Source organism: Streptomyces sp. P9-A2, assembly GCF_036634175.1.
GTDB lineage: Bacteria > Actinomycetota > Actinomycetes > Streptomycetales > Streptomycetaceae > Streptomyces > Streptomyces pratens.
Map to the genome: position 1 here is coordinate 2,779,390 of NZ_JAZIFX010000001.1, position 26,774 is coordinate 2,806,163.

The following is a 26,774-nucleotide window of genomic DNA, read 5'->3' on the forward strand; positions in this document are numbered from 1 at the left end:
AGCGGCCCGTCCCCATCGCCCGCCCCACCCCCCGTTGCCCGCCCCCTGCCCGTACCCGTCCCGTACAGCACAGCGCCCCCGGACCGGTCCGGACCCCCCGAAGGGTGGGCTCGGACCGGTCCGGGGGCGTGCTCGGCCGACAGGGTCGCGGGTGCCGGCCGGACGGGGTCCGGCACCCGGGAACCGCTATCGGCGGGCGGCCGCCCGCCCGCGGCGGTACAGCAGCGCCCCGCCCACGAGCAGGGCCGCGCCGGCGCCCGAGGCCAGCAGCGCGTTGTCACTGCCGGTCTCGGCGAGCTGGGACGGCTCTTCGCCGGTGGCCGGAGGCGGCGTGTACGTCACCGGCGTGCGAGGCGGGGTGTCCGTGCGGACGGGCGGGGACGGCGGGGTCTCGTCCTCGGGCTCGTAGCCGGGCCTCTGCGGCTCGTCCGGCGTGTATCCGTTGCCGCAGTCGTTGTCGTAGGCGGAGTTGAGCAGCCCGAGCACACCGATGGAGTTGCCGCACACGTTCACCGGCGCGTGGACCGGGACCTGGATGAGGTTCCCGGACAGTACGCCGGGAGAGCCCTCGGCGACTCCCTCCGCGTACGCGCCACCGCCGCCGGAACGGCCCTGCGAGGTGCTGGACGCGCGGTTCTCGGACCTGTCGTCGTGGCGCGAGCCGTTGACGCACGTGTTGCCGGACGCCTCGTTGAGCGCCCCGACCACGTCGACGGTGTTGCCGCACGCGTTCACCGGCGCGTGGACGGGTGCCTGGACGTTGTTCCCGGACAGCACGCCGGGGGAGTTCTTGGCGACCCCCTCCGCGTGCGCGCCACCGCCGCCGGAGCCGCCGTACGCGGGGGTGGCCGCGCGCTGATCGGACCTGTCGTCATGGTGCGAGCCGTTGACGCACGTGTTGCCGGACGCCTCGTTGAGTGCGGAGACCGCACCGATGGAGTTGCCGCACACGTTCACCGGCGCCTCGATGGGCGCCTGGACGTTGTTGCCGGACAGCACGCCGGGAGAGTTCGTGGCGGCTCCCTCCGCGTACGTGTCGGCGAGGGCGGGGGCACCGTACAGGGAGAGGAGGCCCGTGGCGGCGGCCGCCGCGAACGCTCCCCTGCTCAGAGTCTGTCGCAATGTCGTGGTCTTCCTGCTTGAAGAGGTGGAAAGCCGGCCCGGGCACGGAGATCGACGTCCGAAGTCGGCCGCGGCGGAGCCGAGAGGCCGGTGCGTCGGACGCCACAGCGTGCTACGCGTCGAGAAGAACACCCGGAGGTCCGACGGCGGCAGACTCGACGCCGGCAGCGGCTCCCGTGTTCGCCCTCGACTCACAGGCGGGAAGGCCTGCGGGACAAACCCGTGTACCGCGGACGGAGCAGCACAGCGCGTTCCTTTCTCGTGGCGTCGCGTGCCCTACTGCTTCAGTAACCCGGCATACGGGAAACGGTTGCGCAGGTTCACCCGGTTGGCCCCTTCGCGGGCCGTACGCCCCGTCAGGAGTACAGCTTCTCGATCTCCCGTGCGTACGCCGCCTGTGCCGCCCCGCGTTTGACCTTCAGGGACGGGGTGAGCAGTCCGTTCTCCTCGGTGAACTCGCCGTCGACGAGGGTGAAGGCGCGGATCGATCCGGCGCGGGAGACGGCCTCGTCGGCGTGGTCGACGGCCTTCTGGACGTCGGCGCGCGTCCGGGGGTCGTCGATCACCTCGGACCGCCGTGACCGGGTGCCAGGTGCCGTGCCGCTCCCGGCGCAGGATGACGTCGTGCGGGGCCTCGGCCGCGTTGGTGAACGGGATGTCGGCGGTGCTGCCGGTGGCCGGCCGCGGTGCGAGGGGCTCCGTACGGACCTCGCACACGACGCCGTGCTCGTCCCTGGTGGTCCCGGTTCTGGTGCGGGCGGCCAGGCCGGTACGCCGTTTCGCACGTTTCAGGACAGGCGGTCGGCGGTGCGGATCGCTTCGGCCAGGTCGTGGAGGTCCCTGTCCCCGGTGCGGTCCGCCAGGCCGGCCGCGTGGCCGGCGAGTTCGCCGAGGCCGGGAGCGCCGGGCAGGGCGCGGTGGCGGCGGCCGTCCGGGCCCAGGGCGTCGGCGAAGTAGGCGGCGGTCGCGGTGACGGCGAGGCCCCGGCCGCCGGTCCAGACGGAGTCGCCGAGGTCTCCGGCCTCCAGGGAGCCGCTCTCCTCGTGCGGGGCGCGGGAGGTGGGGTCGAGCCAGCGGACGGTGGCCGTGGCGAGGTGGCCGTCGGAGGCGCCGGACCGGGTGCGCACCGCGTACAGGGCGGTGACGGTGTGGCCGGGGCCGACCTCGCCGCCGTCGACGTCGTCGTCGCGGAAGTCCTCGTCGGCGACCCGGCGGTTCTCGTAGCCGACGAGGCGGAACTCGGCGACCACCTCGGGGTCGAAGGCCACCTGGGCCTTCGCGTCGCGGGCGGTCAGTTCGATGTTCCGCGGCAGCTGTTCGCTGAAGACCTCGCGGGCCTCCTCCTCGTCGGACACGTACACCGTGTGGCCGTCGCCCTTGTCGGCGAGGCGTTCCATGAGGGCGTCCCCGTAGTCGCTGCCGACGCCGACGCCGAAGAGGGTGATGCCGTGCTCGCGGCGGGACTCCCCGACGCGTTCGAGGATCGTGTCGGCGTCGGTGTCGCCGGTGTTGGCGAGCGCGTCGGAGACCAGGACGACCCGGTTGGTGGCGCCCTCGCGCAGCCCTTCGACGGCGGTCTCGTAGCCGGTCTCGACGCCCGCGCCGAGGTTGGTGGACTGCGCGGGCTCCAGGGCGTCGACGGCGTCGTGGATCTCGTCCCGGTTGCCGTCGAGGCGGGTCATCGGCAGAACGGTCTCGGCCTCGTCGCTGAAGGTGACGATCGCCACGGAGTCCTCGTCGCGCAGCCGGTCCGTCATGGTGGCGAGAGATTCCCGGGCGAGGTCGAGGCGGCCCGGTTCGGCCATGGAGCCGGAGATGTCGATGACGAAGGTGAGCGCGGCGGGCGGGCGGTCCCCGTCCGGCCCGGCGGACCGGGTGGCGAGGCCCACGCGGACCAGGGACCAGTCGTCCTCGTCGGTGCGGGCGCCGTCGGTGCGGTCACTGTCGGTGCGGTCACTGTCGGTGCGGTCGCTGTCGACGCGGGCGCCGTCGACGGTGACCGTGAAGCCGTTGCCGTCCGGGCGTTCGTAGTCCTGCCGGAAGCTGTTGACGAACTCCTCGGGCCGGATCGTCGACGGGTCGGGCAGCCGGCCCTCGGAGAGGGTGCGGCGGGCGTAGCCGTAGGAGGCGGTGTCGACGTCTAGGGCGAAGGTGGACAGGTGATCGGGGTCGGGCGCGATGTCCCGCCGGTCGTCCTGCTCCCCCTCGCGCTGCCGGTCCGCGCCGCGGGTGCCGTCGGGCGCGGGGAGCGGGGCCGCATCGCTGTTCCCGCCGCCCCCGGTTCCTCCCCCGGGCCCGCCCCCGCCCTCGTACGAGGAGTCGGAGGCCTTGCCGTCGTGGTCGCCTCCGTTGCACGCGGTGAGCAGCAGACCGCTCGCCGCCGTGAGCGCGACCAGCGCGGTGCGGAGGCGACGCGCCCCCCGGCGTGTCCGGGCGCCTTTCCTCCGGGTCGCCCTCGTCCCGTCCCTCGTCCCGTCCGTCGTCCGCTTCATCGTCCGTTCCCCCTGCTGCCGTTGGCGTCGACTTCTCGACTGTGACGCCGGGGCGGGGCGGAACGTGCGCTACGGGGCGTTGCGGATGGGTCTCGAAGCGGGCACGGGACGGGCCCGCCGAGACCGGTGGGTGACCTTCCGTCGAACCGGTGGGTTACCTTCCGTCAACCTGAGCCGGATCCGGGGCCTCTCGTATCGAAAAGCCCATCGAAAAGCCCTACGACACCACGTCCTTGCGGGCGAAGCCGCGGAAGGCCAGCGCGAACAGTACGAGCGCGTACGTCACCGAGACCGCGGTGCCCTGGATCATGCCGGACCACTGCGGGACCGGCTGGACCGCGTCGGCCCAGGCGAACTGCCAGTGCGCGGGCAGGAAGTGACGCCAGTCGCCGAGGGCGGTCACCTGGTCCAGGACGTTGCCGACGATGGTCAGGCCGACCGCGCCGCCGACGGCGCCCAGCGGGGCGTCGGTGCGTGTCGACAGCCAGAACGCGAGTCCGGCGGTGACCAGCTGGGACACGAAGAGGTAGCCCACGACCACCACGAGCCGCTGTGCCGCCGTCGCGGGGTCGAGCGAACCGCCGGTGGGGATCTGCAGCGGCCCCCAGCCGTAGGCGGCCGTGCCGACGAGGAGCGCGACCACCGGCAGCAGCACCATCGCGGCGAGGCTGAGTCCCAGGCCGACGACGAGCTTGGACCACAGCAGCCGCATCCTCGGTACCGGGGCGGCGAGGAGGTAGCGCAGCGAGGACCAGCCGGCCTCCGAGGCGACCGTGTCCCCGCAGAACAGGGCGACGGGGATGACGAGGAGGAAGCCGGCCGAGACGAACAGGTTCACCGCGGCGAAGTTGGCGCCGGACGCGGTGGCCGTGTCCATCAGGGTCACCCGGCCCTCGCGGCCCTCCGGTTCGCCGCCGATGGCGAAGGCGACGGCCAGCACGAACGGCAGGGCGGCCAGGATCGCGCCCATGACGAGGGTGCGGCGTCGCTTCAGCTGCCGGGCCAGTTCGACCCGCAGCGGCAGCGTGCGGCCCGCGCGGTAGCCGTCGGCCGTCTCCACCGGTTCCGCCGGCTGTCCGGGGCCGGTGGTTCCAGCGGTCCCGGCGGGCCCGTCGGCCCCGGTCCGTTCGTCGAGCGCGCTCATGCGGGACCTCCGATCATCGTGAGGAAGGCGTCTTCGAGGCGGCGGTGCGGGCCGACCGACGCCACCGGCACGTCCAGCCGTACCAGTTCGGCGACCAGGCGCGCGGCGGTGCCGTCGGCGTCGAGGCGGACCAGCAGCCCGTCGTCGGTGGGGACCGCCGAGGCGACGCCCGGCAGGGCGGCCACCTTCCCGGCGAGCGGCTCGTCCACGGGGGACCCGGTGCCGACGAGCAGGGTGTCGCCGGAGCCGACGATCTCGTGCACCGGCCCGGCCTGGACCAGCTGTCCGCGGTCCATGACGACGAGGTGGGTGCAGGACTGTTCGACCTCGGAGAGCAGATGGCTGGAGACGATCACCGTGCGTCCGGCGGCCGCGTACCGGATCATCACCTCGCGCATCTCGCGGATCTGGGGCGGGTCCAGGCCGTTGGTCGGTTCGTCCAGGATGAGCAGGTCCGGCAGGCCGAGCATGGCCTGGGCGATGGCGAGGCGCTGGCGCATGCCCTGGGAGTAGGTGCGCACCGCGCGGGCGAGGGCGTCGCCGAGGCCCGCGATCTCCAGGGCCTCCTCCATGCGGGAGTCCTCCTGCGGGCGGCCGGTGGCCTGCCAGTACAGCTCCAGGTTCTCCCGGCCGGACAGGTGCGGGAGGAAGCCCGCGCCCTCGACGAAGGCGCCGACCCGGGAGAGCACCGGCGCGCCGGGGCGGATGGCGTGGCCGAAGACGCGGATCTCGCCGTCGTCGGGCTTGATCAGGCCCATCAGCATGCGCAGGGTGGTGGTCTTGCCCGCGCCGTTCGGTCCGAGCAGGCCGAGGACCTGCCCCTTCTCCACGCGGAACGACAGGTCCCGTACGGCGTACCGGTCGGCGGACCGGGCGTAGCGCTTGCTGAGGCCGGTGATCTGCAGCGGTACGCCGGCGAGTCCGGGGTCGGGGGGCGTGGCCGTCGCGCGGCGGCGGCCGGTGAACACCAGGGCGAGGGCGGCGACGGCTCCGGCGAGCGGCAGCCACCACACCCAGGAGGGCAGCGGTGCCGCGGCGGTGGCGACCTCGGGCGCGGTGGGCACGGTGAGGTCGCCCTTCAGGGAGACCGTGTACGTCGCCGGGGCGGCCGGGGAGGCGTAGCCGAGGTCGGTGGAGGCCAGGACGAGCCGCAGGCGGTGGCCCTGCCGGACCTCGTGGTCGACGGCCGGGAAGGTGACGGTGACGTCCTTGCCCGCCTTGGCGTCCTCGACCCGGACCGGCGTGACCAGCTGGGAGGGCAGCACCTGCTGCCGCCCGTCCGGGCCGACGTCGTACACCTTGCCGAAGAGGACGGCGTCGTCACCGGTCGACTTCACGTGGACGGTGGCGGTCGGCGAGCCGGTGATCCGTAGGTCGCCGGTGACCGGGGCGGACTCGAAGCGGGCGTGCTGGCCGGGGAAGTCCAGGGAGACGCCGACGCCGAGGGAGGAGAGCTGGGAGAGGCCGCCGGCCCCGCCGAGGCCGGGCAGGGCGGAGACGGCGGGCGGACTGGCGCCGGCCGGGTTGGCGAAGCTCTGCTCGCGTCCGGTGAGCGGGAAGGTCTTCCCGCCGCCGGTCAGGCCCGGGTAGCGGTCCGCGCTCGCGCCGCTCAGCACGGCCCGCCCGTCGGTGGAGTCGACGCCTCCGGTGCGGGTGACGCGGAAGGCGGGGCCGGTGTCGGCGCCCTTGTCGTCCTTCAGATACCGGTCGAACCAGGCCCTGGTGCGGGCGCGGACGCGGTCCGCCTCCGGTTCCCCGCCGTCGTGCCCGCCGGCGATCCAGTCGACGTCGACCGGGGCGCCGTTCGCGCGGATCGCCTTCGCTGCGGCGTCGGCGTGGCCGAGCGGGAAGAGGGAGTCGGACTGGCCCTGCGTCAACAGGGTCGGCACGTCGATGCGGTCGGCGACGGCGGACGGGGAGCGCTCCTTCAGGAGCGCGACGGCCTCGGCGTCCGGGGTGCCGGACTCGGCGACCCGCTCGTACATCCGGCACAGCGCGGGCTCGAACTTCTCGCAGCCGCCGCCGGAGTTGACGAAGATGCCCGCCCACAGCTTCTTGAACACGCCGTTCGGGAACAGTGCTTCGGAGAGGTCGAAGTAGGTGATCGCCGGGGCGATGGCGTCCACCCGGTCGTCGTGCCCGGCGGTGAGCAGCGCGATGGCGCCGCCGTAGGAGGCGCCGGCCATGCCGAGGCGCGGGTCGCCGTCCTTGTCCAGCTCGACCTCGGGCTGTTCGGCGAGCCAGTCGATGAGCCGGGAGACGTCGGCGACCTCGCCCTTCGGGTCGTTCAGCCCGATCTTCCCGGTGGACTTCCCGAAGCTGCGCGCGGACCAGGTGAGTACGGCGTACCCTTCGCGCGCGAGCTCCTCGGCCTGCTTCCGCACGTCGTTCTTGCTGCCGCCGAAGCCGTGCCCGAGCAGGACGGCGGGCCGGCGGCCGTCCGGTCCGGCGGTGAAGTACGAGGTGTCGATGCGCACTCCGTCGCCGGTCGCCACCGTCCGGTCGGCGCGGTCGACCGCGGGCACGTCGTCCGAGGCGGCGGCGGTCCAGGTACCGGCACCGGCGAGCACGACGGCGGCGGCAGCGGCGGCCGCGATCCGTCGTGACCGCCGCGACCGGAGCCGTCGTGCCCCGGGCAGTCGAAGATCCATGCGTCAACCGTACGGGGTCCGCCCGTGGGTCCGACGCCGCCCGTGGGCCGAACCCGGGGACCTCCCAGCGGCGTATGCGAGGGCTCGCGCGTACTGCGTCCGTGGTAGCGGCGGGACGGCGCCGGCCGGAAGCACGGGGCGATGCGGCCCTCCGGCCCGTCCGCCGACACCACGCGCGACGTCACGCCAGGACGAACGGGCTTGCCGGTGCGGTGCGGCCGGCCGACGGGCCGTCACGCACCCCATGGGCCTTCGGACCACACCTCCCGGGTGGAAGCCCTCGGGTCAAAACCTCCGGCGCGGGGCCGTGGCGGACGGGGAGTCGTCGCACGCACTTCGCTCCTGCCAAAGCAAAGCGGCCGTCCGCGCCGGAGGTGGTCGGTGCCGGGGCCGTCAGGGGCGCCCCGGGGCGGGGACGGCGGTCGTCCCACGCGGCTCACCTCGGTTCTAGCCGTGGAGGCGAAGCCCTGTCAATGCTTTGTCCAGACATAAGGACGAGATCTTGACCTTACGTCCCCGGAACAGGCGAACCGTCCAGGGGGAACAAGGGGAAACAGCGGGTCGACGCCCGGCCGGACGGTGCCTTCACGGCCGCCGGCCGGGCCGCGGGACGACGGGCGACCCTGGCGGATCAACGGTTCCGGCGGGGCGGGTCAACACGGCCCGCCGAGAGAGCGGAGCGCACCTTTGCTTCACTTGCGTCACAAATATCCCGCTCGTGTCACGCGTGTCCCATGTACACGGCCTTTCCGTCACGCCCGGCGCACAACGGCGCCCCACCCCCGTAGGGCGTCGTTCACCGGGCAGAACGCTTGGTGATCGCCAGCACAGCACCCGGTTCCCCCTGACGGCCGCCCCCTGGCCGCCTCCGTGGTGCTCGCGGGGAGGTACGACGCATGACCGACCGACGCCTGTGGTCCTACAAGGACATCGCGGCGCACATCAAGGTGCAGCCGGACACCGTCCGTTCGTACCGCAAACACGGCCTGCTGCCTCCGCCCGACCATGTGGAGAGCGGCAAGCCGTACTGGTACGCGGACACGGTGCGCCGCTGGGTGGCCGCCCGGCCGGGCAACCGGCCACGCTCCTGAACCCCGTCCACCCCGGACACGACGGACGACGGCTGTGCCCCACCCGTGTGGTGGGGCACAGCCGTTCCCGTCGTTCAGTCGTTCCCGTCGTTCGGTCGCACCAGTCGTTCCCGTCACCCGGTCCGGCCATACGGTCGTCCGGGCCGGCTCGGCTCCGGACCGGGGCTCGAGCCCGGACTTTCCGCCTCCGCCTCCGCCTTCCGGGCCACCGGGTACACGGCGGCCGGCACCGACGCCGTCGCCCGTGAGGCGGGCGTCTCCCCCGGCGCGCCGCACCAGCTCTTCCCGGACAAGGAAGCGGTCGCGGTCGAGCTGAGCGACCCCCTGATGCACGGGATGAGGGAGATCGCCGGGGAGGCCCTCGGCCCGCCGCTCCCGGATTCATACCCCCTAGGGGTATAGTCTGGAAGTGGAGGCCCCGGCCCCGTGGGCCCCCTCGACCCCATACGCCTCGACGAGGAGCAAGACATGACCGTCCGGACCGACACCCAGGGCTCCGTCACCACCGTCTACAAGGTGAGCGGCATGAGCTGCGGCCACTGCGAAGGCGCCGTCTCCGGCGAGATCTCCGAGCTCCCCGGGGTCGAATCGGTGAAGGCCGTCGCCACCACCGGCGAGGTCGCCGTCGTCTCCGCGGCCCCGCTTGACGAGGAGGCCGTCCGCGCCGCCGTCGACGAGGCCGGCTTCGAGCTCGTCGGCCCCGCCTGACGCTGCCGTCGGCTCGGCCCGGCGTCAGGACGACACGCCCGAGCCCACTGGGGACACCGCGACCCCTCCGGAGTCCCGGACCTGCCTGGAGTACGGATATGACCGGCACCACCGCCACCGGAGCACCGATACCCGCCGATCCGGCGGGCCCGGACACCCCGGCGGCCCCCACGGCCTCGGAGGCCCCGCCCGCCTCCGAGGTCGAGCTGATCGTCGGCGGGATGACCTGCGCCTCCTGCGCGGCCCGCGTCGAGAAGAAGCTCAACCGCATGGACGGCGTGACCGCCACGGTGAACTACGCGACGGAGAAGGCCCGGATCGCCTACCCCGCCGGCACCGAGATCGCCGATCTCATCGCCACCGTGGTGAAGACCGGCTACACCGCCGAGGAACCCGCTCCCCCGCCGTCCCCCGCCTCCGTACAGGAGTCCGCACCGGACGGGCCCGGCAGGCAGGACACCACGCCGGCGGACCCCGGGCTCGCCGCCCTGCGCGACCGGCTGACGGTCTCCGCCGTGCTCGCCCTTCCCGTCGTGCTGCTCGCGATGATCCCGCCGCTGCAGTTCGACAACTGGCAGTGGCTCTCGCTCACCCTCGCCGCCCCCGTCGTCGTCTGGGGTGCGCTGCCCTTCCACCGGGCCGCCTGGACCAACCTGCGGCACGGCGCGGCCACCATGGACACCCTGGTCTCCGTCGGCACGCTCGCCGCGTTCGGCTGGTCCCTGTGGGCGTTGTTCCTCGGCGACGCGGGGATGCCCGGCATGCGGCACCCCTTCGAGCTCACCGTCGCCCGCACCGACGGCGCCTCCACGATCTACCTGGAGGTCGCCGCCGGCGTCACCGTCTTCATCCTCCTCGGCCGCTACCTCGAGGGCCGCTCCAAGCGCCGCGCGGGCGCCGCGCTGCGGGCCCTGATGGAGCTGGGAGCCAAGGACGTCGCCGTGCTCCGCGACGAGGGCGGCGGCCGGGTGCGCGAGGTGCGCGTCCCGGCGGAGCGACTGGCGGCCGGTGACCGGTTCGTCGTACGCCCCGGAGAGAAGATCGCCACCGACGGGACCGTGGTCGAGGGTTCCTCCGCCGTGGACGCGTCGATGCTGACCGGCGAGTCGGTGCCGGTGGACGTCACCGTCGGCGACGCCGTCACCGGCGCCACGGTCAACGCGGGCGGCCGGCTCGTCGTCGAGGCCACCCGTGTCGGCGCCGACACCCGACTCGCGCGGATGGCACGGGCCGTGGAGGACGCGCAGAACGGCAAGGCCGAGGTGCAGCGGCTGGCGGACCGGATCTCCGGGGTCTTCGTCCCCGTGGTGCTGTTCATCGCCGCCGGTACCTTCGGCGGGTGGCTCGGTGTCACCGGCGACACCGTCGCCGCCTTCACCGCGGCCGTCGCGGTGCTGATCATCGCCTGCCCGTGCGCCCTCGGGCTGGCCACCCCGACCGCGCTCATGGTCGGCACCGGGCGCGGCGCGCAGCTCGGCATCCTCATCAAGGGCCCCGAGGTCCTGGAGTCCACCCGCCGCGTCGACACCGTCGTCCTCGACAAGACCGGCACGGTCACCACCGGCCGGATGACCCTCCAGCGGGTCCACACCGCCGACGGCACCGACGAGAAGCGGCTGCTGCGGCTCGCCGGCGCCCTGGAGCACGCCTCCGAGCACCCGATCGCCCGTGCGATCGCCGCCGGCGCCGAGGAGCGGGTGGGGGCACTGCCGTCGGCCGAGAGCTTCGAGAACGTCCCGGGGAGGGGCGTACGCGGGCGCGTGGACGGCCATGAGGTGGTCGTGGGGCGGCTCGGCGGGGGTCCGGCGGGCGAGGAGACGGGCCCCGGGCTGCCGCCGGAGCTGGAGCGGGCCCGGGACGAGGCCGAGAAGGGCGGGCTCACGGCCGTCGTGGTCGGCTGGGACGGCACCGCGCGCGGGGTCCTCGCCGTCGCGGACGCGGTCAAGGAGACCAGCGCGGAGGCCGTCCGGGACCTGCGCGCCCTCGGGCTCACCCCCGTCCTGCTCACCGGCGACAACCGCACCGTCGCCGAGGCGGTGGGCCGGGCCGTCGGCATCGACCGGGTGATCGCCGAGGTCCTGCCCGAGGACAAGGCCGCCGTCGTCCGGCAGTTGCAGGAGGAGGGACGGTCCGTCGCCATGGTCGGTGACGGCGTCAACGACGCCGCCGCCCTCGCCACCGCCGATCTGGGCCTGGCCATGGGCACCGGCACCGACGCGGCGATCGAGGCCGGCGACCTGACCCTCGTCCGTGGTGATCTGCGAGTGGCGGCGGACGCCATCCGGCTGTCCCGTCGCACCCTCACGACCATCAAGGGCAACCTCGTCTGGGCCTTCGGCTACAACGTCGCCGCGCTGCCGCTGGCCGCGGCCGGCTTGCTCAACCCGATGATCGCGGGAGCCGCCATGGCCTTCTCCTCGGTCTTCGTCGTCACCAACAGCCTGCGGCTGCGCTCGTTTCATTGAGGTCTCGACTGGGATGACCCCCTGGAGTCCGGTACGACATTTCACATAAGCTCTTCACAAGGCTCCCGCATCTTCCTTACTCTTGGGGCGCGTCGGTAATTCAGGACCTATGCGCACCTAGCGGACAAATGCAAGAGACGCAGATCACAGTGATGTGAACGTAACCATCGAAGGGGTTCGAAGGTCTAAGTTGGCGATGTCAGGAAGCGTCTTGGGGGGCGCGACCTGGCATCTGGGGATGTCTTGGGGGACTTTCCCGGAGTTGCGTTGCCGGGGCACGTACATCGGAGAGCTTTGAGCGGCCCTCTCGAGCGTGCGCGTCCCGGCAGACCGCACGAGGCGCGGTGAGTTCCGCTCATCGCGCTCAGAGACAGCGATTCAGGCGCTGATCTTCACAGACGCCCGGCCGGATCCCGTGGGGGGAATCCGCACCGGGACATGGGAAGGCGCCCTGACGTCGGCCCGTGGGGGGACCGGCGCAGGGCGCCTTCTTTTTTTGGGGCTCGGTTCGCCTCGGGGAGCCGCCCGCCGACTCCTGCCTGCCTGTCTTCCTGCCGGTCCCTGCCGCACGAGACCGGCAGGGACCGGCAGGAGTCGGCAGGGACCGGCAGGAGTTGGCGAGGGACCGGCAGGAACCGGCGACGGGACGACGGCACCCGCCTCCGAGGGGCCGTTGATCGAACGACGAACGGCACGCCCCTCAGGGGCGTGCCGTTCGGTGGTCGCGTCGTGTGCCGCGTCCGGTCAGCGCTCCTCGACCGGGATGAAGTCGCGCTCCACCACGCCCGTGTAGATCTGGCGGGGGCGGCCGATGCGGGAACCCGGCTCCTTGATCATCTCGTGCCACTGGGCGATCCAGCCCGGCAGCCGGCCGATGGCGAACAGGACCGTGAACATCTCGGTCGGGAAGCCCATCGCCCGGTAGATCAGACCGGTGTAGAAGTCCACGTTCGGGTAGAGGCTGCGCGAGACGAAGTAGTCGTCGGAGAGCGCGTGCTCCTCCAGCTTGAGCGCGATGTCCAGCAGCTCGTCGGACTTGCCGAGGGCGGACAGCACGTCGTGCGCGGCGGCCTTGATGATCTTGGCGCGCGGGTCGAAGTTCTTGTAGACCCGGTGGCCGAAGCCCATCAGGCGGACGCCGTCCTCCTTGTTCTTCACCTTGCGGATGAAGGCGTCGACGTCGCCGCCGTCGGCCTGGATGCCCTCGAGCATCTCCAGCACCGACTGGTTGGCGCCACCGTGCAGCGGGCCCCACAGGGCGGAGATGCCGGCGGAGATCGAGGCGAACATGTTCGCCTGCGAGGAGCCGACCAGACGCACCGTGGAGGTCGAGCAGTTCTGCTCGTGGTCCGCGTGCAGGATGAGCAGCTTGTCCAGGGCGGAGACGACGACCGGGTCGGGCTCGTACTCCTGGGCCGGGACGGAGAAGGTCATGCGCAGGAAGTTCTCGACGTAGCCGAGGTCGTTGCGCGGGTAGACGAACGGGTGGCCGATCGACTTCTTGTACGCGTAGGCCGCGATCGTCGGAAGCTTGGCGAGCAGCCGGATGGTGGAGAGGTGGCGCTGGCGCTCGTCGAACGGGTTGTGGCTGTCCTGGTAGAACGTCGACAGCGCCGAGACGACCGACGACAGCATCGCCATCGGGTGGGCGTCGCGCGGGAAGCCCGTGTAGAAGTTCTTGACGTCCTCGTGCAGCAGGGTGTGCTGCGTGATCTCGCCCCGGAACGCGGTGAGCTCGTCGACGGTCGGCAGCTCGCCGTGGATCAGCAGGTAGGCGACCTCCAGGAAGGAGGAGCGCTCGGCCAGCTGCTCGATGGGGTACCCGCGGTAACGGAGGATGCCCCCCTCACCGTCCAGGTACGTGATCGCGGATTTGTATGCGGCGGTGTTGCCGTAACCGCTGTCCAGCGTCACCAGGCCGGTCTGGGAACGGAGCTTCCCGATGTCGAAGCCCTTGTCACCGACCGTACTGTCGATCACCGGGTAGGTGTACTCGCCGTCGCCGTACCGCAGTACTACAGAGTTGTCGCTCACGTCATCCCTCACCGACGTAGTGCCTCACCTTCGAGGTGCCCTGACTGTCTCTACCATCCCCCACTTGGCTCAGGAGAGTGCACTCGGGGTCGACCATCGGGCCTATTGGCGGCACTCAGTGCCGCTAGCTTGCCCATCCTGCCTCCTGTGTCCCCCTTCCGGAAGACCTCTGTGACGTTCCCGACTCACTTGATCGATCATTTTTCTTCCGGGAACGGGACGAAGGACAGCAACAACGACGGTTCAGGCGCCCGCGAGCCGGAAGTCGAGCGCCGTGCAGCGCCGGCCGGCCGAGACCGTGCGTACCGCCTGTCCGATCGCCCTGCGGGAGCCGACGAGGACGACCAGCCGCTTGGCCCGGGTGACCGCCGTGTAGAGCAGGTTCCGCTGGAGCATCATCCAGGCGCCGGTGGTCACCGGGATCACGACGGCCGGGTACTCGCTGCCCTGGGAACGGTGGATGGTCACCGCGTAGGCGTGGGCGAGCTCGTCCAGTTCGTCGAACTCGTACGGCACCTCCTCGTCCTCGTCCGTCAGCACCGTCAGCCGCTGGTCGACCGGGTCGAGCGAGGTGACCACGCCGACGGTTCCGTTGAAGACCCCGTTCTCACCCTTCTCGTAATTGTTACGGATCTGGGTGACCTTGTCGCCCACGCGGAAGACCCGGCCGCCGAACCGCTTCTCGGGCAGGTCGGGGCGGCCGGGGGTGACGGCCTGCTGGAGCAGCCCGTTCAGCGTGCCGGCGCCGGCCGGGCCCCGGTGCATGGGGGCCAGGACCTGCACGTCCCGGCGCGGATCGAGCCCGAACCTCGCCGGGATGCGGCGCGCGGCGACGTCCACGGTGAGCCGGCCCGCCTCCTCCGTGTCGTCCTCGACGAAGAGGAAGAAGTCCTTCATGCCGTCGGTGAGCGGATGCTGTCCGGCGTTGATCCGGTGCGCGTTGGTCACCACACCCGACTGCTGGGCCTGGCGGAAGACGCGGGTGAGGCGGACGGCGGGGACGGGACTGCCGTCGGCCAGCAGGTCCCGGAGCACCTCGCCCGCGCCGACGCTGGGCAGCTGGTCGACATCGCCGACGAAGAGCAGGTGGGCACCGGGAGCCACGGCCTTGACCAGCTTGTTGGCCAGCAGCAGGTCGAGCATGGACGCCTCGTCGACCACCACCAGGTCGGCGTCCAGCGGCCGGTCCCGGTCGTAGGCGGCGTCACCGCCGGGCTTGAGCTCCAGCAGGCGGTGCACGGTGGAGGCCTCGGTGCCGGTCAGCTCCGCGAGCCGTTTGGCGGCGCGCCCGGTCGGGGCGGCGAGCACCACCTTGGCCTTCTTCGCGCGGGCCAGCTCCACGATGGACCGCACCGTGAAGGACTTGCCGCAGCCGGGGCCTCCGGTGAGGACGGCGACCTTCTCGGTGAGCGCCAGTTTGACGGCGGCCTCCTGCTCGGGGGCGAGGTCGGCGCCCGTACGGCCCTTCAGCCAGGTCAGCGCCTTGCCCCAGTCCACCCCGGCGAACCCCGGCATCCGGTCCTCACCGGTGCGCAGGAGGCGCAGCAACTGGGCGGAGAGGGCCAGTTCGGCGCGGTGGAAGGGCACCAGGTAGACGGCGGTGACGGGGTCGCCGCCCTGCGGGTCGGGGACCTTCTCCCGTACGACTCCGGGGTCCTCGCCCTCCTCCGGCCCGGCGGCCAGTTCGGCGAGGCACTCGATGACGAGCCCGGTGTCCACCTGGAGCAGTTTCACCGCGTCGGCGATCAGCTTCTCCTCGGGGAGATAGCAGTGGCCCTGGTCGGTGGCCTGCGACAGCGCGTACTGCAGACCGGCCTTGACCCGGTCCGGGCTGTCGTGCGGGATGCCGACGGACTGGGCGATCTTGTCGGCGGTGAGGAAGCCGATGCCCCAGACGTCGGACGCCAGCCGATAGGGCTGGTTCTTCACGACGGAGATCGAGGCGTCCCCGTACTTCTTGTAGATCCGCACGGCGATCGACGTCGACACCTCGACGGTCTGGAGGAAGAGCATGACCTCCTTGATCGCCTTCTGCTCCTCCCAGGCGTCGGCGATCTTCTTCGTCCGCTTGGGCCCGAGGCCGGGGACCTCGATGAGCCGCTTGGGCTCCTCCTCGATGACGGTCAGGGTGTCCAGGCCGAAGTGCTGCGTGATGCGGTCGGCGAAGACCGGCCCGATGCCCTTGACCAGCCCGGAACCGAGGTAGCGCCGGATGCCCTGGACGGTGGCCGGCAGCAGCGTCGTGTAGTTCTCGACGTGGAACTGCTTTCCGTACTGCGGATGCGACCCCCACCGCCCCTCCATCCGCAGCGACTCGCCCACCTGCGCCCCGAGCAGCGCCCCGACGACGGTGAGCAGGTCGTTGGCGCCCCTGCCGGTGTCGACGCGGGCGACCGTGTAGCCGTTCTCCTCATTGGAGTACGTGATGCGCTCGAGAACGCCTTCGAGGGTGGCGAGGCGCCGCTCACCGGGGGCCGCCGCAGACTGGTTGGACATGGGTCCGACGGTACCGGTGGGGTGTGACAGGGTGCGGCCCGGAAGGGCCCTTCTCCGTAGTCTTGGGGCATGGACTACGCCAGGATGCGCGCCATCGCCGAAGACCTCGGGGCATACGCGGAGCGGCTCGAAGGGGCCTGGAGCGTCGAGATCGGGCCGTCCGGTCCGATACTGGCCATGATGCGCCCGTCCAAACGCCATGAGGGCACCATCCGCCGCATCTGCAAGCAGTTGGACGCGCAACTCCTCAGTACCCACCCCGGTCACATCTGCGCGAGCGGCCCCGAGATCGAGCATCCGGCGATCGGCCGCATGCGCCGCCCCGACGCCGTTGTCATCCCCGAGGCCACCCTCGACGAAGAAGGCCTCGCCGTCGACGCGACGCAGGCGCTGGCCGTCGTCGAGATCGTCTCGCCGTCCAACCCGAGCAACGACTACGCCGAGAAACTGGCCGACTATCCGGCCATGGGCATCCCGTATTACATGATCGTCGACCCGCGCACCGGAACGATCCAGGTGCACTCCGACCTGTGTAAGGGCCGCTACAGCAACAAGGAGCCGTACATCTTCGGCGACTCGGTGCCGTTCGGGCCGTGGACGGTGGAGACGTCGGAGTTCCGGCGGTACGGCAGGGACGGTTAGGGGCAGCGGCGGGGGTTCGGCTCGAGGGCTTCGAGGAAGGGGGCGAAGGCGGCGGCGGGGAAGGTGAGGGTGGCGCGGACCGGGGCCTGTTCCCTCACACGGGTGAGCCAAGTTCCGGTGAGGGCAGGAGGCCCGCCTCGGAGAGGCGCTGCCACGCGGTGCGCACATGAGCCTGTGTGAACAGGCGCTGCTTACGCTTGTTCCACCCGCTGATGCACGCGACAACGGCATCGGGATTGGGGGGCGGCGTGACCAATTCTTCCGCAGCGAACAGAACGGTGCTCAGGAGTTCCATGCCGAAGGCGTCTTCGAAACCGGCAGTCAGTATGTGGAATCTGTCCGCGATCTCCTCGAACTCCGGGTGCTGCTCAAGAAGCCGCTCGGCTTCGTCCACGGAGCCCCTGTCAAGCTCCAGGATCGCCTGAGCTCCGCTGGTGCCGTCCCCATACCCCGTGATGAAGTGCCCCTCCATCGCCGATACCGCCCTGTCCAATGGCTGCGAGTACGGACCGTAGATCCCCTTTTCGAAGTGAAGACCCAGCGGCAGTCGCAACTTCTGCAGAAGATATGCAATCTTGTGCGCTTCGAGCAGAGAAACGCGAGGCTCAAAGGCAAGCCCCCGCGAGATTCCACTACGGATATAGCGGTCGAGCGCAGCAAGGAAAGCGGCACGCTCGCGGTTCATGGGGGGCGCTTCGGTGGCGTTCGGCATGGAGCGGGCACTCGGCGCGCCAGACGGTTCCCACAGCCGGACCTCGACCCCGGGGATGGTGCCCAGCGCCTGGCGAATCATGGGCTCGACCTCACGCCAGGACAGACCTCCATTGCCGCACCCGAGCGGAGGGACCGCGATTGACCCGATTCCCCTCTCGACAATCTCGTCACGCAATGCGACAAGCCCCGAGGCGATGTCCTCGATTCGGGACGGCGCGCGCCAGTGACGCTTGGTCGGGAAGTTGATGACAAATCTGGGGCCCGCCATCTGACCGACCTCATGCACGTGCATTCGGCCGACCGTCACATCCCCGCGATCACAGGACGCCTTGTAATCCTTGAAATTCTCTGGATAGGCCCGCTTGAACTGCAAGGCGATGCCCTTGCCCATAACACCCACGGTGTTGACCGTGTTCACAAGGGCATCGACATCCGCCAGAAGCAGATTGCCGGTGCCGCGCGTAATCATCGCCGTCCTTCCCTCGGAGGGTCCGATCTCCTCCGCCAACTCAGTAGTACCACTCACGTCTGACACTCAGCGGGAGCTCGGCCCCCGCCTCTCTGAGCAAGCGATGCGCTTGTTGAGCATGAGCATGATCATAGGCCCCGACCTCATGCAGGGCGGTGACCGGGAGGTGTTCGAGGACCAGAAGTTCAGCCATGCGGCGTCTCATCCGGTCACCGTCGTCAGCCGTGTTCGCCCAGTACCGAGCCGCCATGATCTCCCAGTCGACAACAGTGGGCATCTCACCCAGTGTCGTGAAGTGCTGGGTGATCTCGTTTGCGCAGTTGCCGTCGCTGAAGACGAAAGGCCTTCCGGACTCCACCACCGCACCCACGGACGTGACGAGGTAGACGAGGGGCGTCTGCCCCTCCCGGTACGTCGGCACGCCACCCCGGCTGATCACGTACAGCATGGGGGACCGTGGAGCGAAGTAGAACGGAACGTAGTCAGCCGGGCAACCGTACGGCGGAACGGTGATCCGTCGGGTGCGCCGTTCGGCCTTGACCTCTCTGTCCCCGCACTCCAGCAGCACCCCTCCCCTGCCCTGCATGACGGTGTCCGAGACCAACTGCTTCTCGGTAAGGATGTCGCGCAGGTTGCGTACGTGCGTGAAGTGGAAGAGTCGCCGTTCCCCAACGTTCGTCACGAGAGCCGAGTAGACCACACTCATGCACTCCCAAGAACAGTAGTCACATCATCAACTAGCTTTGTTCGAACAATGGTTGGATGACGACAGCCGAGTCCGACGGCGAGGCCGGCGCGGGAGGACACCACGGACGGCAAGCCACCGTTCACCGGGGGCCGCCGCGGACTGGTTGGACATGGTTCGACGGCACCGGTGGGTTGTGACAGCCCACGTCCTGCCCGAGAGGCCGGAATCGGTAGGCTCTCGCGAACCAACTCGAGCAGATGGCGAGCCGCACGTGATGCGAGACCTCTACAACGTCCGGTTGCGTCCCACCGAGGCCGCTGCCGCACCGCTGACCGACGAGGAGGAGCAGCGCTTCCGGGCCGTGCTCTTCAGCGAACTCGGGAACGAGATCGCCGACCACGGCTCTGCGCGTTTCCCGGCGTACACGCCGGAGGACCGCCGCCGGCTCGTCGATGTCGCACACCGCCTCACCGCGTACTGGGGGCAGCAGGTGTTCGTCGAGGCCGAGGACCTCACCCGCCTGAGGCTCCACCTCGCGGGCCACGAGGCACGTCCGCAGACGCTGCCGACGCCCTCCTGAGGCCCCACGCCGGCAACGGCTCCGCGTACGTGTCACAACTGCTTCGCCGACTCCTTGAGGGTTTCGAGGAAGGGGGTGAAGGCGGCGGTGGGGAAGGTGAGGGTGGCTCGGGTGGGGATCTTCGAGTTGCGTATGGCTATGCGGGTGGGACTGTGCGCGATCTCCACGCACGAGTCGCCATCGCCCGGACCGGAATAGGACGACTTCTTCCAGTTGCCTGAGGTTTCCATGAAGCGCCTCACAGCTCCTTCGCCAACTTGTGAATGAAGTCGTGCGACTGCTCGGGGGAGAGCGACACATCCTCCACCCTATGAAAGAGCGTTCGAAAAGCGACGAGCTGGGCTTCCGAGTCGATGAAGGCCGCACCATGTGGGCCGTCGCGTACCACGGTGTCCAGCTTGGACACGGAACCTCCCGCGTACGTCATGGCGCTCGCGGCGCCGGCGAAGCCTTCCAGTTCGAAGGGGATGACACGGACAGTGGCATGCCCCCGTTCGGAAAACTCCAGAAGCCGAGCCAACTGGGCCCGTGATGTGCCCCGGTCGCCCACCATGATGCGCAACGCGGCCTCGTGGATGACCGCTTCGTACGGCGTCGGGGTGGACCCTTCAAGGACATTCTTGCGCTGCATCCGGTGCCGGACCCGCGCCTCAAGCTCCTCCTGCGGAAGTTCGGGAATCCGGTAGGCGAAGACAGCGCGGGCGTAGTCCTCCGTCTGGAGCGGGCCAGGGACATACAGGAACTGGACCTCGCGCAGGAACGCGGCATGGCCCTCCAGTTCGGCCAAGTCCAGGAAGGACGTGGGCAGCAGACCCCGGTACTCCTCCCACCAGCCGCGTGTCCGATCGGTGGCCATGGCGACCAGGGCGCCGATGAACTCCGCGTCCGTGCAGGCGTAGTGGGACGCGAGGCGACGCAGTCGCTGCTCACTCACTCCCACGAGGCCGGATTCGATCTGGCTGATCTGAACCCGGTTCGCTCCATTGTCTGATGCCCCATTGTGATTCGCGGGTGTACAACCCCGTGTGGATACCGGCTGTCTGTAAGGCGCTGGAGGGATGAGCCTTCGGTGCCCTTCCGTACGGAGATTGGGGATCAGGTGGGGAAGCAGGTCTGGAGAGTCGTCGTGGCCGGTGGTGCGGCGGCGGTGTTCACGGCCGTGGCCGCGGTGCCGGCCGGGGCGGCCGAGGGTGGGGTCTCGTTCACCCGTGTCCAGGTGAACGGCGGCAAGCCGATTGTGATCGGGGTGTCGAAGGAGGTCGCTGCGCCCGCCTCCTTCCGGATGGCGACCACTCACAAGTGGAAGTGGCCGGCGGTGTTCCTGTACCGCGGTGGTGCGGGTGATCGGCTGTGGCACGCCATCGAGACGAGCGACTGCATCAAGGTGAGATCGGGCGTCTGCGACTTCAACGAGACGATGTACTTCGACCCGAGCGTGTGGGACATGCGCAACAGCGAGGCCGGGGCCTGGAAGGTCGGGGCCGAGGTGTACTTCAAGGGCGGCGGTGGTGACACCGACGACAAGGGTCTGACGGTCCACGTCAAGCGCAACTCCCGCCTGACCGTCAACGCCTCGCCCGAACCGGTGTCCAAGGGCAGGACCATCACCGTGACCGGAAAGGTCACGCGGGCCAACTGGGAGACCAGGAAGTACGCCTCCTACGGAGGCCGCCTGGTGAGCCTGCAGTTCAAGCCTGCCGGCACCGCCTCCTACACCACGGTGAAGAAGGTGTACGCGAACGGCTCGGGCAGTCTCAAGACGACCGTGAAGGCCTCCAAGACGGGTACGTGGCGCTGGGTGTACTACGGCAACACCACCACCGGGCCGTCGACGTCGTCCGGGGACAAGGTCGTGGTGAAGTGATGTCCGCGGTGCCGGCGGGCTGGTGGGGGCCGAGCCGGCGGTAACGGCTGCGACGGTCAAGGCGTCGGGTCCGCCGCGAGCGGCCGTGCACGGGCCTCAGTGCAATCGGCGGTGTCCGTCCATCTGGGACAAGTGAGGTCTGGTGCGTTCAGCTGCAAGGCGGAGGAGGGCGCCGACGCGATGGGGGTCCCTCCCGCGCATGGGGGTCCCTCCCGCGCATGGGGGTCCCTCCCGCGCATGGGGGTCCCTCCCGCTCGAGCGCAGCCGAGAGTGGGGGAGCAGCCGAGAGTGGGGGAGCAGCCGAGAGTGGGGGAGCAGCCGAGAGTGGGGGAGTCGGCAACCGACGACAACGCCGCTGGGGGTCCCCCTGCTCGAAGAGCTCGGGGGAGAGCGTGCCAGACCCCACGTCTCCGGCATGATCCGCCGGACAGGCCCTGGGGCTCTTCCGGATGCGGGCGGCGGCCGGCCCGCTGGTCGAGGCGGTGGCGAGCGGTGCGTCCCGGCCGGATCCCGGCCTTGAAGATCCCGTTCACCCGCCCCGGGAACTCTTCACGGGCTTCACGCCGGTGCTCCGGCGGCGGTCAGGAACCCGCGTATGTACCCGGCCACGGTGTCCAGGTGGCTTTCGAGCAGGAAGTGGCCGCCTCCGGGAACCAGGTGGATCTCGGCGTCCGGCAGGTCCCTCGCGAAGGCGCGTGCTCCGTCCGGGCCGAAGATCTCGTCGTTCGCGCCCCAGACCGCGAGGAGGGGAACCCGGCGTTCCCGGAAGTAGGCGTGCACCTGGGGGTAGAGGGGCCGGTTGCCGGCGTAGTCGCGGAACAGGGCGAGCTGCACGAGGTCGTTGCCCGGCCGGTTGACCTCGCGGTGGTCGGCGGTCCAGGTGTCGGGGTCGACCAGTTCGGGCCGGTCCACTCCGTGCAGGTACTGCCAGCGGATGGCGTCGAGCGAGAGGGCGCCGCGGACGGCGGGTTCGGTCCGGGGGCCCGGATCCTCGCCGTACGCCCATACGGGCTTCCAGAAGTCCGGTACGAAGCCGTCCTCGTAGGCGTTGCCGTTCTGCGTGATCACCGCGGTGATCGCGTCCGGGGTGCGCAGGGCCAGCCGCCAGCCGATGGGCGCGCCGTAGTCCTGGACGTACACGGCGTAGCGGGTGACGCCGAGCTGGGCCAGGAGGGCTTCGGTGATGTCGGTCAGGGAGTCGAAGGTGTAGGTGAACGCGTCCACGGGCGGGGCGTCGGAGTTGCCGAAGCCGAGGTGGTCGGGGGCGATGACGTGGAATCGGTCGGCCAGCGCCGGAACGAGGTGACGGAACATACGTGAGCTGGAGGGGAATCCGTGCAGGAGCACGAGCGTGGGCGCCTCGCGGGGTCCCGCCTCGCGGTAGAAGACGCGATGTCCCCGCACCGTCGCGTACTGGTGGCGGATCTCAACCATGACTAACCCCTTCAATGGATTTTGATGGTTATCGCTCGGCGTCCAGTAGACCGCCCTGGGAGTAACCTGTCAAGCGACTTGATGGAGTTAGCCGGGAAGGTGAGGGCCGTGCTGGACGACCAAGCCCTGATGCAGGCACTGAACAGCACCCCTGTCACGGAGGGCCGACGCCAGGACCTGTGGCGTGACGACCAGGAGATGGACGGGTGGGCGCGGGAGCACGGGGGCCTCGGCGGCGAGGAGGAGCGCGGGTGGCTGCGCACCGCCCGGGACGCGCTCCAGGCGGCGGAGTCGGGCACACCGGCGGAGCCCCGTCTGCGCCGAGTCCTCGCGGGCGTTCACAAAGTCCCGCAGCCCAGCGCGTCGGGCGTCGAGTGGCACCTGGAGGTGCCGCCGGAGCGCAGGCTCGCCGTGGAACTCGTGCTCGCGTGGGCGGACGTCAAGGAACGCCTGCCCGGCCGTCTGCGGCCGTGCGGGAACCCCGAATGCCGCCTCTTCCTCCTGGATCGCAGTCGCGCCAACACCGCACGGTGGTGCTCGATGAAGACCTGCGGGAACCGGCTCAAGGCCCGCCGGCACCAGGCCCGGGCACGGGAGACCCCGCGCCCCGAGTAGAGCGCCGGCGAGTCGGCACCCGCACGCCGGCCGGGCGTTCGCGGCAGCCGGCGAATTCGCCTGGTGCTGTGTCCGCACGGGTTCGCCGGGTTGGGTCAGGTTGCGGTTTCGACGAGGCTTCCGCCCCAGGCACGGGCGGCACGGATGCGGTCCTCGGCCCGGGCCCGCAGCCGGTGACGGGGCTCGAGCTCGGCGATCGGCCGGCCTGAAGTGCTGGTGGCGAAACAGGTCAGCCGCATGCCCTTGGGCCGGCCGTCCAGGACATCGCCGGTGAGTTCGGCGACCCAGGCGCCGGCGCGGATCTCGCCGTCCGCCTCGGAGGACCACGCGTCCCGCCTCGGCTACAAGGTGCTGCACCTGTCGACGGGTGTGCTTCAGCCCGATGCCATCAGGTTCTACGAGCGCGAGGGCTACGCCCGCACCGAGGGCTACGGCCCCTACGTCGGCCATCCTCTCGCCGTGTGCTTCGCCCGCCGACTGGTCTGCGACTGACGGCGATTGCGACCGGCGGCGGACAGTGGGTCGGGGCCGTGGCCCGCTTCAGGACACCAGGCCCTGACGGTAGGCGTAGACGACTGCCTGGACGCGGTCGCGGAGGCCGAGCTTCGTGAGGATGCGGGAGACGAAGGTCTTGACCGTCTCCCGGCTGATCACGAGGGCCGCGGCGATCTCGTTGTTGGAGAGGCCGTCCGCGATGAGGCGCAGGACCTCCAGTTCGCGGGGGGTCAGCGGGACGTCGGGCCCGTTGTCCTCGGTGGGGCGGATCCGGACGGCGTACCGGCCGACGAGCCGGCGTGTCACCTCGGGGTCCAGCAGTGCGGCGCCCGCCGCCACGGTCCGGATCCCGTGCAGCAGCTGGGCCGGTGGCGCGTCCTTGAGGAGGAAGCCGCTCGCGCCGGCGCGGAGCGCCTCGTAGACGTACTCGTCGAGGTTGAACGTCGTCACCACGAGCACCTTGACGGGGTGCGGTACGCCGGCGCCGGCCAGGAGGCGGGTGGCCGATATGCCGTCGAGCACCGGCATGCGGATGTCCATCACCACGACGTCCGGGCGGAGTTGTCCGACGAGATCGACGGCGGTCTGCCCGTCCCCGCACTCGGCCGCGACCTCGAGATCGGGCTGGGCGTCGATGATCGTCGCCAGTCCGGTGCGGATCAGTACCTGGTCGTCGCAGATCAGGACGCGGATGGGCGCGGTCACGACGGGCTCCCGGCGGGTATGTGGGCGCGGACGACGAAGCCGCCGTCCTTCTGTTGCTCCGCGCTGAAGTCGCCGCCGAGGACGTCGACCCGTTCACGGAGACCGGCCAGGCCGCGCCCGCTCCCGGAGAGTCCGGGGGTCTTCGAGCCGGAGCCGTCCGTGCCGACCTCCACGGTGATCTCTCCCGAGCCGTGGCGCACCCGGACGGAAGTGCGGCTGCCATGGGCGTACTTGAGGGCGTTCGTCAGGGACTCCTGCACCACCCGGTAGGCCACGAGGTCGGCGCTGCCGGTCGACTCGGCCGGTGTGCCCTCTTCGGTGAACTCCACGGGCTGACCGGCCCGCCGTGTCTGTTCGACGAGGGTGAGGAGCCGGCCGGCGGGTGGGGTCCTGGGCTCGGTGCCGTGGTCGGGGTTGAGCAGGTCGAGCAGGTGCCGCAGATCCGTGATGGCACGGCGGCCGGTGTCGGTGACGGCGGTCAGGCTCTGGTCGAGGCGATCGGGGACGGCGGTCAGATAGCGGGCCGCCTCGGCCTGTACGACCATCGCCGTCACGTGGTGGGTCACCACGTCGTGGAGTTCGCGGGCGATGCGGGCGCGTTCGGCGGCGCGAGTGTCCTCGGCGACGCGGCGGCGGCTCTCGTCCTCCAGGGCCCGGGTGTGACGAACCCATGACCCGACGCCCCAGGCGAGTGCCACGGCCAGGTAGAACGTCACGAACTCGACGGGCGGTTCGCCGGGGCCGAGCCGGTGGAGCGCGACCGCCAGCGGGACGTATGCCACGGAGGCGGCGATCGCGGTTGCCCGCCTGTGGTGTTCCAGGTGGGAGGCCACGCTCAACAGCGTGATGGGCAGCGCGATGCCGGCGAGTGAGTGGTAGCCGCGGAGCTGGTCGAGGGCGAAGCCGATCGACACCACGGCGAAGCAGAGGACGGGCCACCGCCGGCGTCCGGCGAGCGGGAGGCACTGGAGGGCGATCGCCGCGACGGCCAGGGCGTCGAGGGGGCGGGTCGGCAGGCCGCCGAGCTCCGTGCCGTTGTCGTGGTAGACCAGCGAGGCGGCGAACAGGACCGCTGCGAGCGGGACGTACCAGACCGCGGCGCCCGACCGGCGCCACAGTTCCTGGATCCGCGGAAGTCCGGTCACCGGGGCAGTGTAGTGGGGGTGGCGGCGATCCGGTCGGCGCGCCGACGGGGCACCAGGTTGCCGCGCTTGCGGGCCAGCCACATGAACCCGATCGTCACCAGTACGCCGAACAGCACCGCGTACACGCTGCCTTCCGGTCCGAAGTCGCCGCCGGTGACCCATGTCGGACCCGACATCACGGTGTCCAGCAGTCCCTGCGGGGTGTCGTTGCCGGAGACCTCGGCGCTGAAGATGCCGGCCTGGACGAAGTTCCAGGCGAAGTGGAGGCCGATCGGCACCCACAGGGTGCGGGTCGCGGCGTAGGCGGCGGCGAGCATGCCGCCGGCCTCGATCGCGATGGCGAGGGCGCCCCACAGGTCGGCGTGGGGGTTCAGCAGGTGCGAGAGGCCGAACAGCAGCCCGGTCAGCGTCAGTGCGATCCAGGTGCCGGTGTACTCCTCGATGATCCTGAACAGCACCCCCCGGAAGATCAGTTCCTCCGTCACGGCGGCGGCCGCCATGAAGCCGACCAGTCCCACGGTGCCGGACACCGAGCCCAGGCCGTTGATCTCGTAGTGCGCGTTGACGTAGATGTTGGTGAGCACGGCGCCGAACATCGCGACGCCGATCAGCATCCCCCGGCCGATCGCGGCCCCGGCACCCTTACGGGCCACTTCAATGGCCGGGCGGTGCTCGGTCCTGCTGACCACCCGTCCGTAGACGAGTACGGCGAGCACGGAGACCAGGAGGCCCAGGACGAGCTGGAGCCAGGGGTCATTCTCCACGGCGGCGACCACCTGATAGCCGATCATGGCGACCACCACGACCGCCGACAACTGCCAGACGAACCTCATGAACGCTCCTCCTCCGGGTCCGCGGCCGGGGCGCCGCGACGCCTCGAACGCTACGGATCCGGCGTCCGCGAATCGTCACCTCACGGTGGACACCTGCGCGTAGCTCGCGTGGGGGACAGGCGCTCCGACGGGCCGTTCGATTCGGGTGTCGGCGCACCTGGCTGCCGGGAAGACCGCCCGCGTGTTCGCGCGTTCTCGCGCAGGAGGCACCGTCCGACGCCCCCCGAAGCGGTCACCGGCCTGGGAGTGCCTCGACGGGTATGACGTCCCGGTCGCGCTGACGTCCGGCGGGGGCCCGGCGCCCGGGACCCGGGCTCCGGGCTCCGGGCTCCGAGAAGAGCCCGACCAGGACGATCACTACGAGCGGGTTGTAGACGAAGTACGCGA

The 26,774-nt window shown here is 70.7% G+C and carries 23 protein-coding genes and 2 pseudogenes; 9 read left to right on the forward strand and 16 right to left on the reverse strand.

Going from position 1 to position 26,774, the window contains the following annotated elements:
* Positions 1-186: 186 nt before the first annotated feature.
* The 5 genes and pseudogenes from V4Y04_RS12605 to V4Y04_RS12625 all read right to left on the reverse strand — a co-directional run bounded on the left by V4Y04_RS12605 (position 187) and on the right by V4Y04_RS12625 (position 7,409).
* On the reverse strand, positions 187-1,122 hold the full coding sequence (locus V4Y04_RS12605) for a chaplin (RefSeq protein ID WP_332427762.1): 936 nt from the start codon (positions 1,120-1,122) through the stop codon (positions 187-189).
* A gap of 356 nt (positions 1,123-1,478) precedes the next feature.
* Positions 1,479-1,694 (reverse strand): annotated as a pseudogene (locus tag V4Y04_RS12610) (long-chain fatty acid--CoA ligase); the annotation flags it as partial.
* Between the two features lie 216 nt (positions 1,695-1,910).
* On the reverse strand, positions 1,911-3,614 hold the full coding sequence (locus V4Y04_RS12615; RefSeq protein ID WP_332427763.1) for a vWA domain-containing protein: 1,704 nt from the start codon (positions 3,612-3,614) through the stop codon (positions 1,911-1,913).
* A gap of 217 nt (positions 3,615-3,831) precedes the next feature.
* A complete protein-coding gene (locus V4Y04_RS12620; RefSeq protein ID WP_332427765.1) occupies positions 3,832-4,758 on the reverse strand; it encodes an ABC transporter permease in 927 nt (308 codons plus the stop codon).
* Positions 4,755-7,409, reverse strand: a complete 2,655-nt coding sequence (locus tag V4Y04_RS12625; protein WP_332427766.1) for an alpha/beta fold hydrolase — start codon at positions 7,407-7,409, stop codon at positions 4,755-4,757. The genes V4Y04_RS12620 and V4Y04_RS12625 overlap by 4 nt, the downstream gene beginning before the upstream one ends.
* Positions 7,410-8,305: 896 nt before the next feature.
* Here V4Y04_RS12625 and V4Y04_RS12635 point away from each other — a divergent pair.
* The 4 genes from V4Y04_RS12635 to V4Y04_RS12650 all read left to right on the forward strand — a co-directional run bounded on the left by V4Y04_RS12635 (position 8,306) and on the right by V4Y04_RS12650 (position 11,673).
* Positions 8,306-8,500, forward strand: a complete 195-nt coding sequence (locus V4Y04_RS12635) for a helix-turn-helix transcriptional regulator (RefSeq protein ID WP_055691319.1) — start codon at positions 8,306-8,308, stop codon at positions 8,498-8,500.
* Positions 8,501-8,545: 45 nt separating this feature from the next.
* Positions 8,546-8,902 (forward strand): TetR/AcrR family transcriptional regulator, encoded by a 357-nt coding sequence (locus tag V4Y04_RS37755; RefSeq protein ID WP_443080004.1) that lies wholly within the window; start codon positions 8,546-8,548, stop codon positions 8,900-8,902.
* Positions 8,903-8,968: 66 nt separating this feature from the next.
* Entirely contained in the window at positions 8,969-9,208 is a 240-nt protein-coding gene (locus V4Y04_RS12645) for a heavy-metal-associated domain-containing protein (protein ID WP_332427768.1), read from the forward strand.
* A 98-nt stretch (positions 9,209-9,306) separates the two neighbouring features.
* On the forward strand, positions 9,307-11,673 hold the full coding sequence (locus tag V4Y04_RS12650) for a heavy metal translocating P-type ATPase (RefSeq protein WP_332427770.1): 2,367 nt from the start codon (positions 9,307-9,309) through the stop codon (positions 11,671-11,673).
* Between the two features lie 744 nt (positions 11,674-12,417).
* On the opposite strand, the gene V4Y04_RS12655 is transcribed toward V4Y04_RS12650, so the two are convergent.
* Both V4Y04_RS12655 and recD2 read right to left on the reverse strand, forming a co-directional pair.
* Entirely contained in the window at positions 12,418-13,707 is a 1,290-nt protein-coding gene (locus V4Y04_RS12655; protein ID WP_332427772.1) for a citrate synthase, read from the reverse strand.
* 243 nt (positions 13,708-13,950) lie between these two features.
* Positions 13,951-16,203, reverse strand: coding sequence for an SF1B family DNA helicase RecD2 (gene recD2 / locus V4Y04_RS12660; RefSeq protein WP_332427773.1), 2,253 nt, complete (start codon positions 16,201-16,203; stop codon positions 13,951-13,953).
* 69 nt (positions 16,204-16,272) lie between these two features.
* Between recD2 and V4Y04_RS12665 the strand changes: the two genes are divergently transcribed.
* Positions 16,273-16,845 (forward strand): Uma2 family endonuclease, encoded by a 573-nt coding sequence (locus tag V4Y04_RS12665; protein ID WP_332427774.1) that lies wholly within the window; start codon positions 16,273-16,275, stop codon positions 16,843-16,845.
* Between the two features lie 94 nt (positions 16,846-16,939).
* Here the strand turns inward: V4Y04_RS12665 and darG are convergent, their stop codons facing one another.
* Entirely contained in the window at positions 16,940-18,028 is a 1,089-nt protein-coding gene (gene darG / locus V4Y04_RS12670) for a type II toxin-antitoxin system antitoxin DNA ADP-ribosyl glycohydrolase DarG (RefSeq protein WP_332427775.1), read from the reverse strand.
* A 40-nt stretch (positions 18,029-18,068) separates the two neighbouring features.
* Complete coding sequence (gene darT / locus V4Y04_RS12675; RefSeq protein WP_332427777.1) at positions 18,069-18,734, reverse strand: type II toxin-antitoxin system toxin DNA ADP-ribosyl transferase DarT; 666 nt, start codon at positions 18,732-18,734, stop codon at positions 18,069-18,071.
* Positions 18,735-18,990: 256 nt separating this feature from the next.
* Here darT and V4Y04_RS12680 point away from each other — a divergent pair, with 256 nt between their 5' ends.
* Positions 18,991-19,296 (forward strand): hypothetical protein, encoded by a 306-nt coding sequence (locus tag V4Y04_RS12680; protein WP_332427779.1) that lies wholly within the window; start codon positions 18,991-18,993, stop codon positions 19,294-19,296.
* A 32-nt stretch (positions 19,297-19,328) separates the two neighbouring features.
* On the opposite strand, the gene V4Y04_RS12685 is transcribed toward V4Y04_RS12680, so the two are convergent.
* Together V4Y04_RS12685 and V4Y04_RS12690 are read right to left on the reverse strand one after the other, a co-directional pair.
* Complete coding sequence (locus tag V4Y04_RS12685) at positions 19,329-19,526, reverse strand: DUF397 domain-containing protein (RefSeq protein WP_332427780.1); 198 nt, start codon at positions 19,524-19,526, stop codon at positions 19,329-19,331.
* An 8-nt stretch (positions 19,527-19,534) separates the two neighbouring features.
* Positions 19,535-20,260: a DUF5753 domain-containing protein gene (locus V4Y04_RS12690; protein WP_332432813.1), complete on the reverse strand. Its 726-nt coding sequence runs from the start codon at positions 20,258-20,260 to the stop codon at positions 19,535-19,537.
* Positions 20,261-20,395: 135 nt separating this feature from the next.
* Between V4Y04_RS12690 and V4Y04_RS12695 the strand changes: the two genes are divergently transcribed.
* Positions 20,396-21,160: a hypothetical protein gene (locus V4Y04_RS12695; RefSeq protein ID WP_332427781.1), complete on the forward strand. Its 765-nt coding sequence runs from the start codon at positions 20,396-20,398 to the stop codon at positions 21,158-21,160.
* A gap of 558 nt (positions 21,161-21,718) precedes the next feature.
* On the opposite strand, the gene V4Y04_RS12700 is transcribed toward V4Y04_RS12695, so the two are convergent.
* The gene (locus tag V4Y04_RS12700) at positions 21,719-22,594 is read right to left on the reverse strand and encodes an alpha/beta fold hydrolase (RefSeq protein ID WP_332427782.1); all 876 of its coding nucleotides are present in this window, start codon (positions 22,592-22,594) and stop codon (positions 21,719-21,721) included.
* A 108-nt stretch (positions 22,595-22,702) separates the two neighbouring features.
* On the opposite strand from V4Y04_RS12700, the gene V4Y04_RS12705 reads away from it, so the two are divergent.
* Positions 22,703-23,209, forward strand: coding sequence for a CGNR zinc finger domain-containing protein (locus V4Y04_RS12705; RefSeq protein ID WP_332427784.1), 507 nt, complete (start codon positions 22,703-22,705; stop codon positions 23,207-23,209).
* A gap of 122 nt (positions 23,210-23,331) precedes the next feature.
* Here the strand turns inward: V4Y04_RS12705 and V4Y04_RS12710 are convergent.
* A pseudogene (locus V4Y04_RS12710) lies at positions 23,332-23,538 on the reverse strand (IS1380 family transposase); the annotation flags it as partial.
* On the opposite strand from V4Y04_RS12710, the gene V4Y04_RS12715 reads away from it, so the two are divergent.
* Complete coding sequence (locus V4Y04_RS12715) at positions 23,480-23,701, forward strand: hypothetical protein (protein WP_332427785.1); 222 nt, start codon at positions 23,480-23,482, stop codon at positions 23,699-23,701. The pseudogene V4Y04_RS12710 and the gene V4Y04_RS12715 overlap by 59 nt on opposite strands.
* A gap of 48 nt (positions 23,702-23,749) precedes the next feature.
* Here the strand turns inward: V4Y04_RS12715 and V4Y04_RS12720 are convergent, their stop codons facing one another.
* Genes V4Y04_RS12720 through V4Y04_RS12730 form a run of 3 tightly spaced genes read right to left on the reverse strand, consistent with a single transcriptional unit; the run spans position 23,750 to position 26,387 of the window.
* Positions 23,750-24,409 carry a response regulator transcription factor gene (locus V4Y04_RS12720; RefSeq protein WP_332427786.1) on the reverse strand — a complete coding sequence of 220 codons (660 nt, stop codon included), beginning with the start codon at positions 24,407-24,409 and terminating at the stop codon, positions 23,750-23,752.
* The gene (locus tag V4Y04_RS12725) at positions 24,406-25,554 is read right to left on the reverse strand and encodes a sensor histidine kinase (protein WP_332427787.1); all 1,149 of its coding nucleotides are present in this window, start codon (positions 25,552-25,554) and stop codon (positions 24,406-24,408) included. The genes V4Y04_RS12720 and V4Y04_RS12725 overlap by 4 nt, the downstream gene beginning before the upstream one ends.
* Positions 25,551-26,387, reverse strand: a complete 837-nt coding sequence (locus V4Y04_RS12730) for a CPBP family intramembrane glutamic endopeptidase (RefSeq protein ID WP_332427789.1) — start codon at positions 26,385-26,387, stop codon at positions 25,551-25,553. The genes V4Y04_RS12725 and V4Y04_RS12730 overlap by 4 nt, the downstream gene beginning before the upstream one ends.
* Positions 26,388-26,774 lie beyond the last annotated feature (387 nt).

Coding starts and splice junctions, on each gene's coding strand:
- V4Y04_RS12620 (WP_332427765.1), bottom strand. CDS start 4,758: ATGAGCGCGCTCGACGAACGGACCGGGGCCGACGGGCCCGCCGGGACC.
- V4Y04_RS12685 (WP_332427780.1), bottom strand. CDS start 19,526: ATGGAAACCTCAGGCAACTGGAAGAAGTCGTCCTATTCCGGTCCGGGC.
- V4Y04_RS12645 (WP_332427768.1), top strand. CDS start 8,969: ATGACCGTCCGGACCGACACCCAGGGCTCCGTCACCACCGTCTACAAG.
- V4Y04_RS12650 (WP_332427770.1), top strand. CDS start 9,307: ATGACCGGCACCACCGCCACCGGAGCACCGATACCCGCCGATCCGGCG.
- darG (WP_332427775.1), bottom strand. CDS start 18,028: ATGATTACGCGCGGCACCGGCAATCTGCTTCTGGCGGATGTCGATGCC.
- V4Y04_RS12625 (WP_332427766.1), bottom strand. CDS start 7,409: ATGGATCTTCGACTGCCCGGGGCACGACGGCTCCGGTCGCGGCGGTCA.
- recD2 (WP_332427773.1), bottom strand. CDS start 16,203: ATGTCCAACCAGTCTGCGGCGGCCCCCGGTGAGCGGCGCCTCGCCACC.
- V4Y04_RS12665 (WP_332427774.1), top strand. CDS start 16,273: ATGGACTACGCCAGGATGCGCGCCATCGCCGAAGACCTCGGGGCATAC.
- V4Y04_RS12680 (WP_332427779.1), top strand. CDS start 18,991: ATGCGAGACCTCTACAACGTCCGGTTGCGTCCCACCGAGGCCGCTGCC.
- darT (WP_332427777.1), bottom strand. CDS start 18,734: ATGAGTGTGGTCTACTCGGCTCTCGTGACGAACGTTGGGGAACGGCGA.
- V4Y04_RS12700 (WP_332427782.1), bottom strand. CDS start 22,594: ATGGTTGAGATCCGCCACCAGTACGCGACGGTGCGGGGACATCGCGTC.
- V4Y04_RS12635 (WP_055691319.1), top strand. CDS start 8,306: ATGACCGACCGACGCCTGTGGTCCTACAAGGACATCGCGGCGCACATC.
- V4Y04_RS12730 (WP_332427789.1), bottom strand. CDS start 26,387: ATGAGGTTCGTCTGGCAGTTGTCGGCGGTCGTGGTGGTCGCCATGATC.
- V4Y04_RS12615 (WP_332427763.1), bottom strand. CDS start 3,614: ATGAAGCGGACGACGGACGGGACGAGGGACGGGACGAGGGCGACCCGG.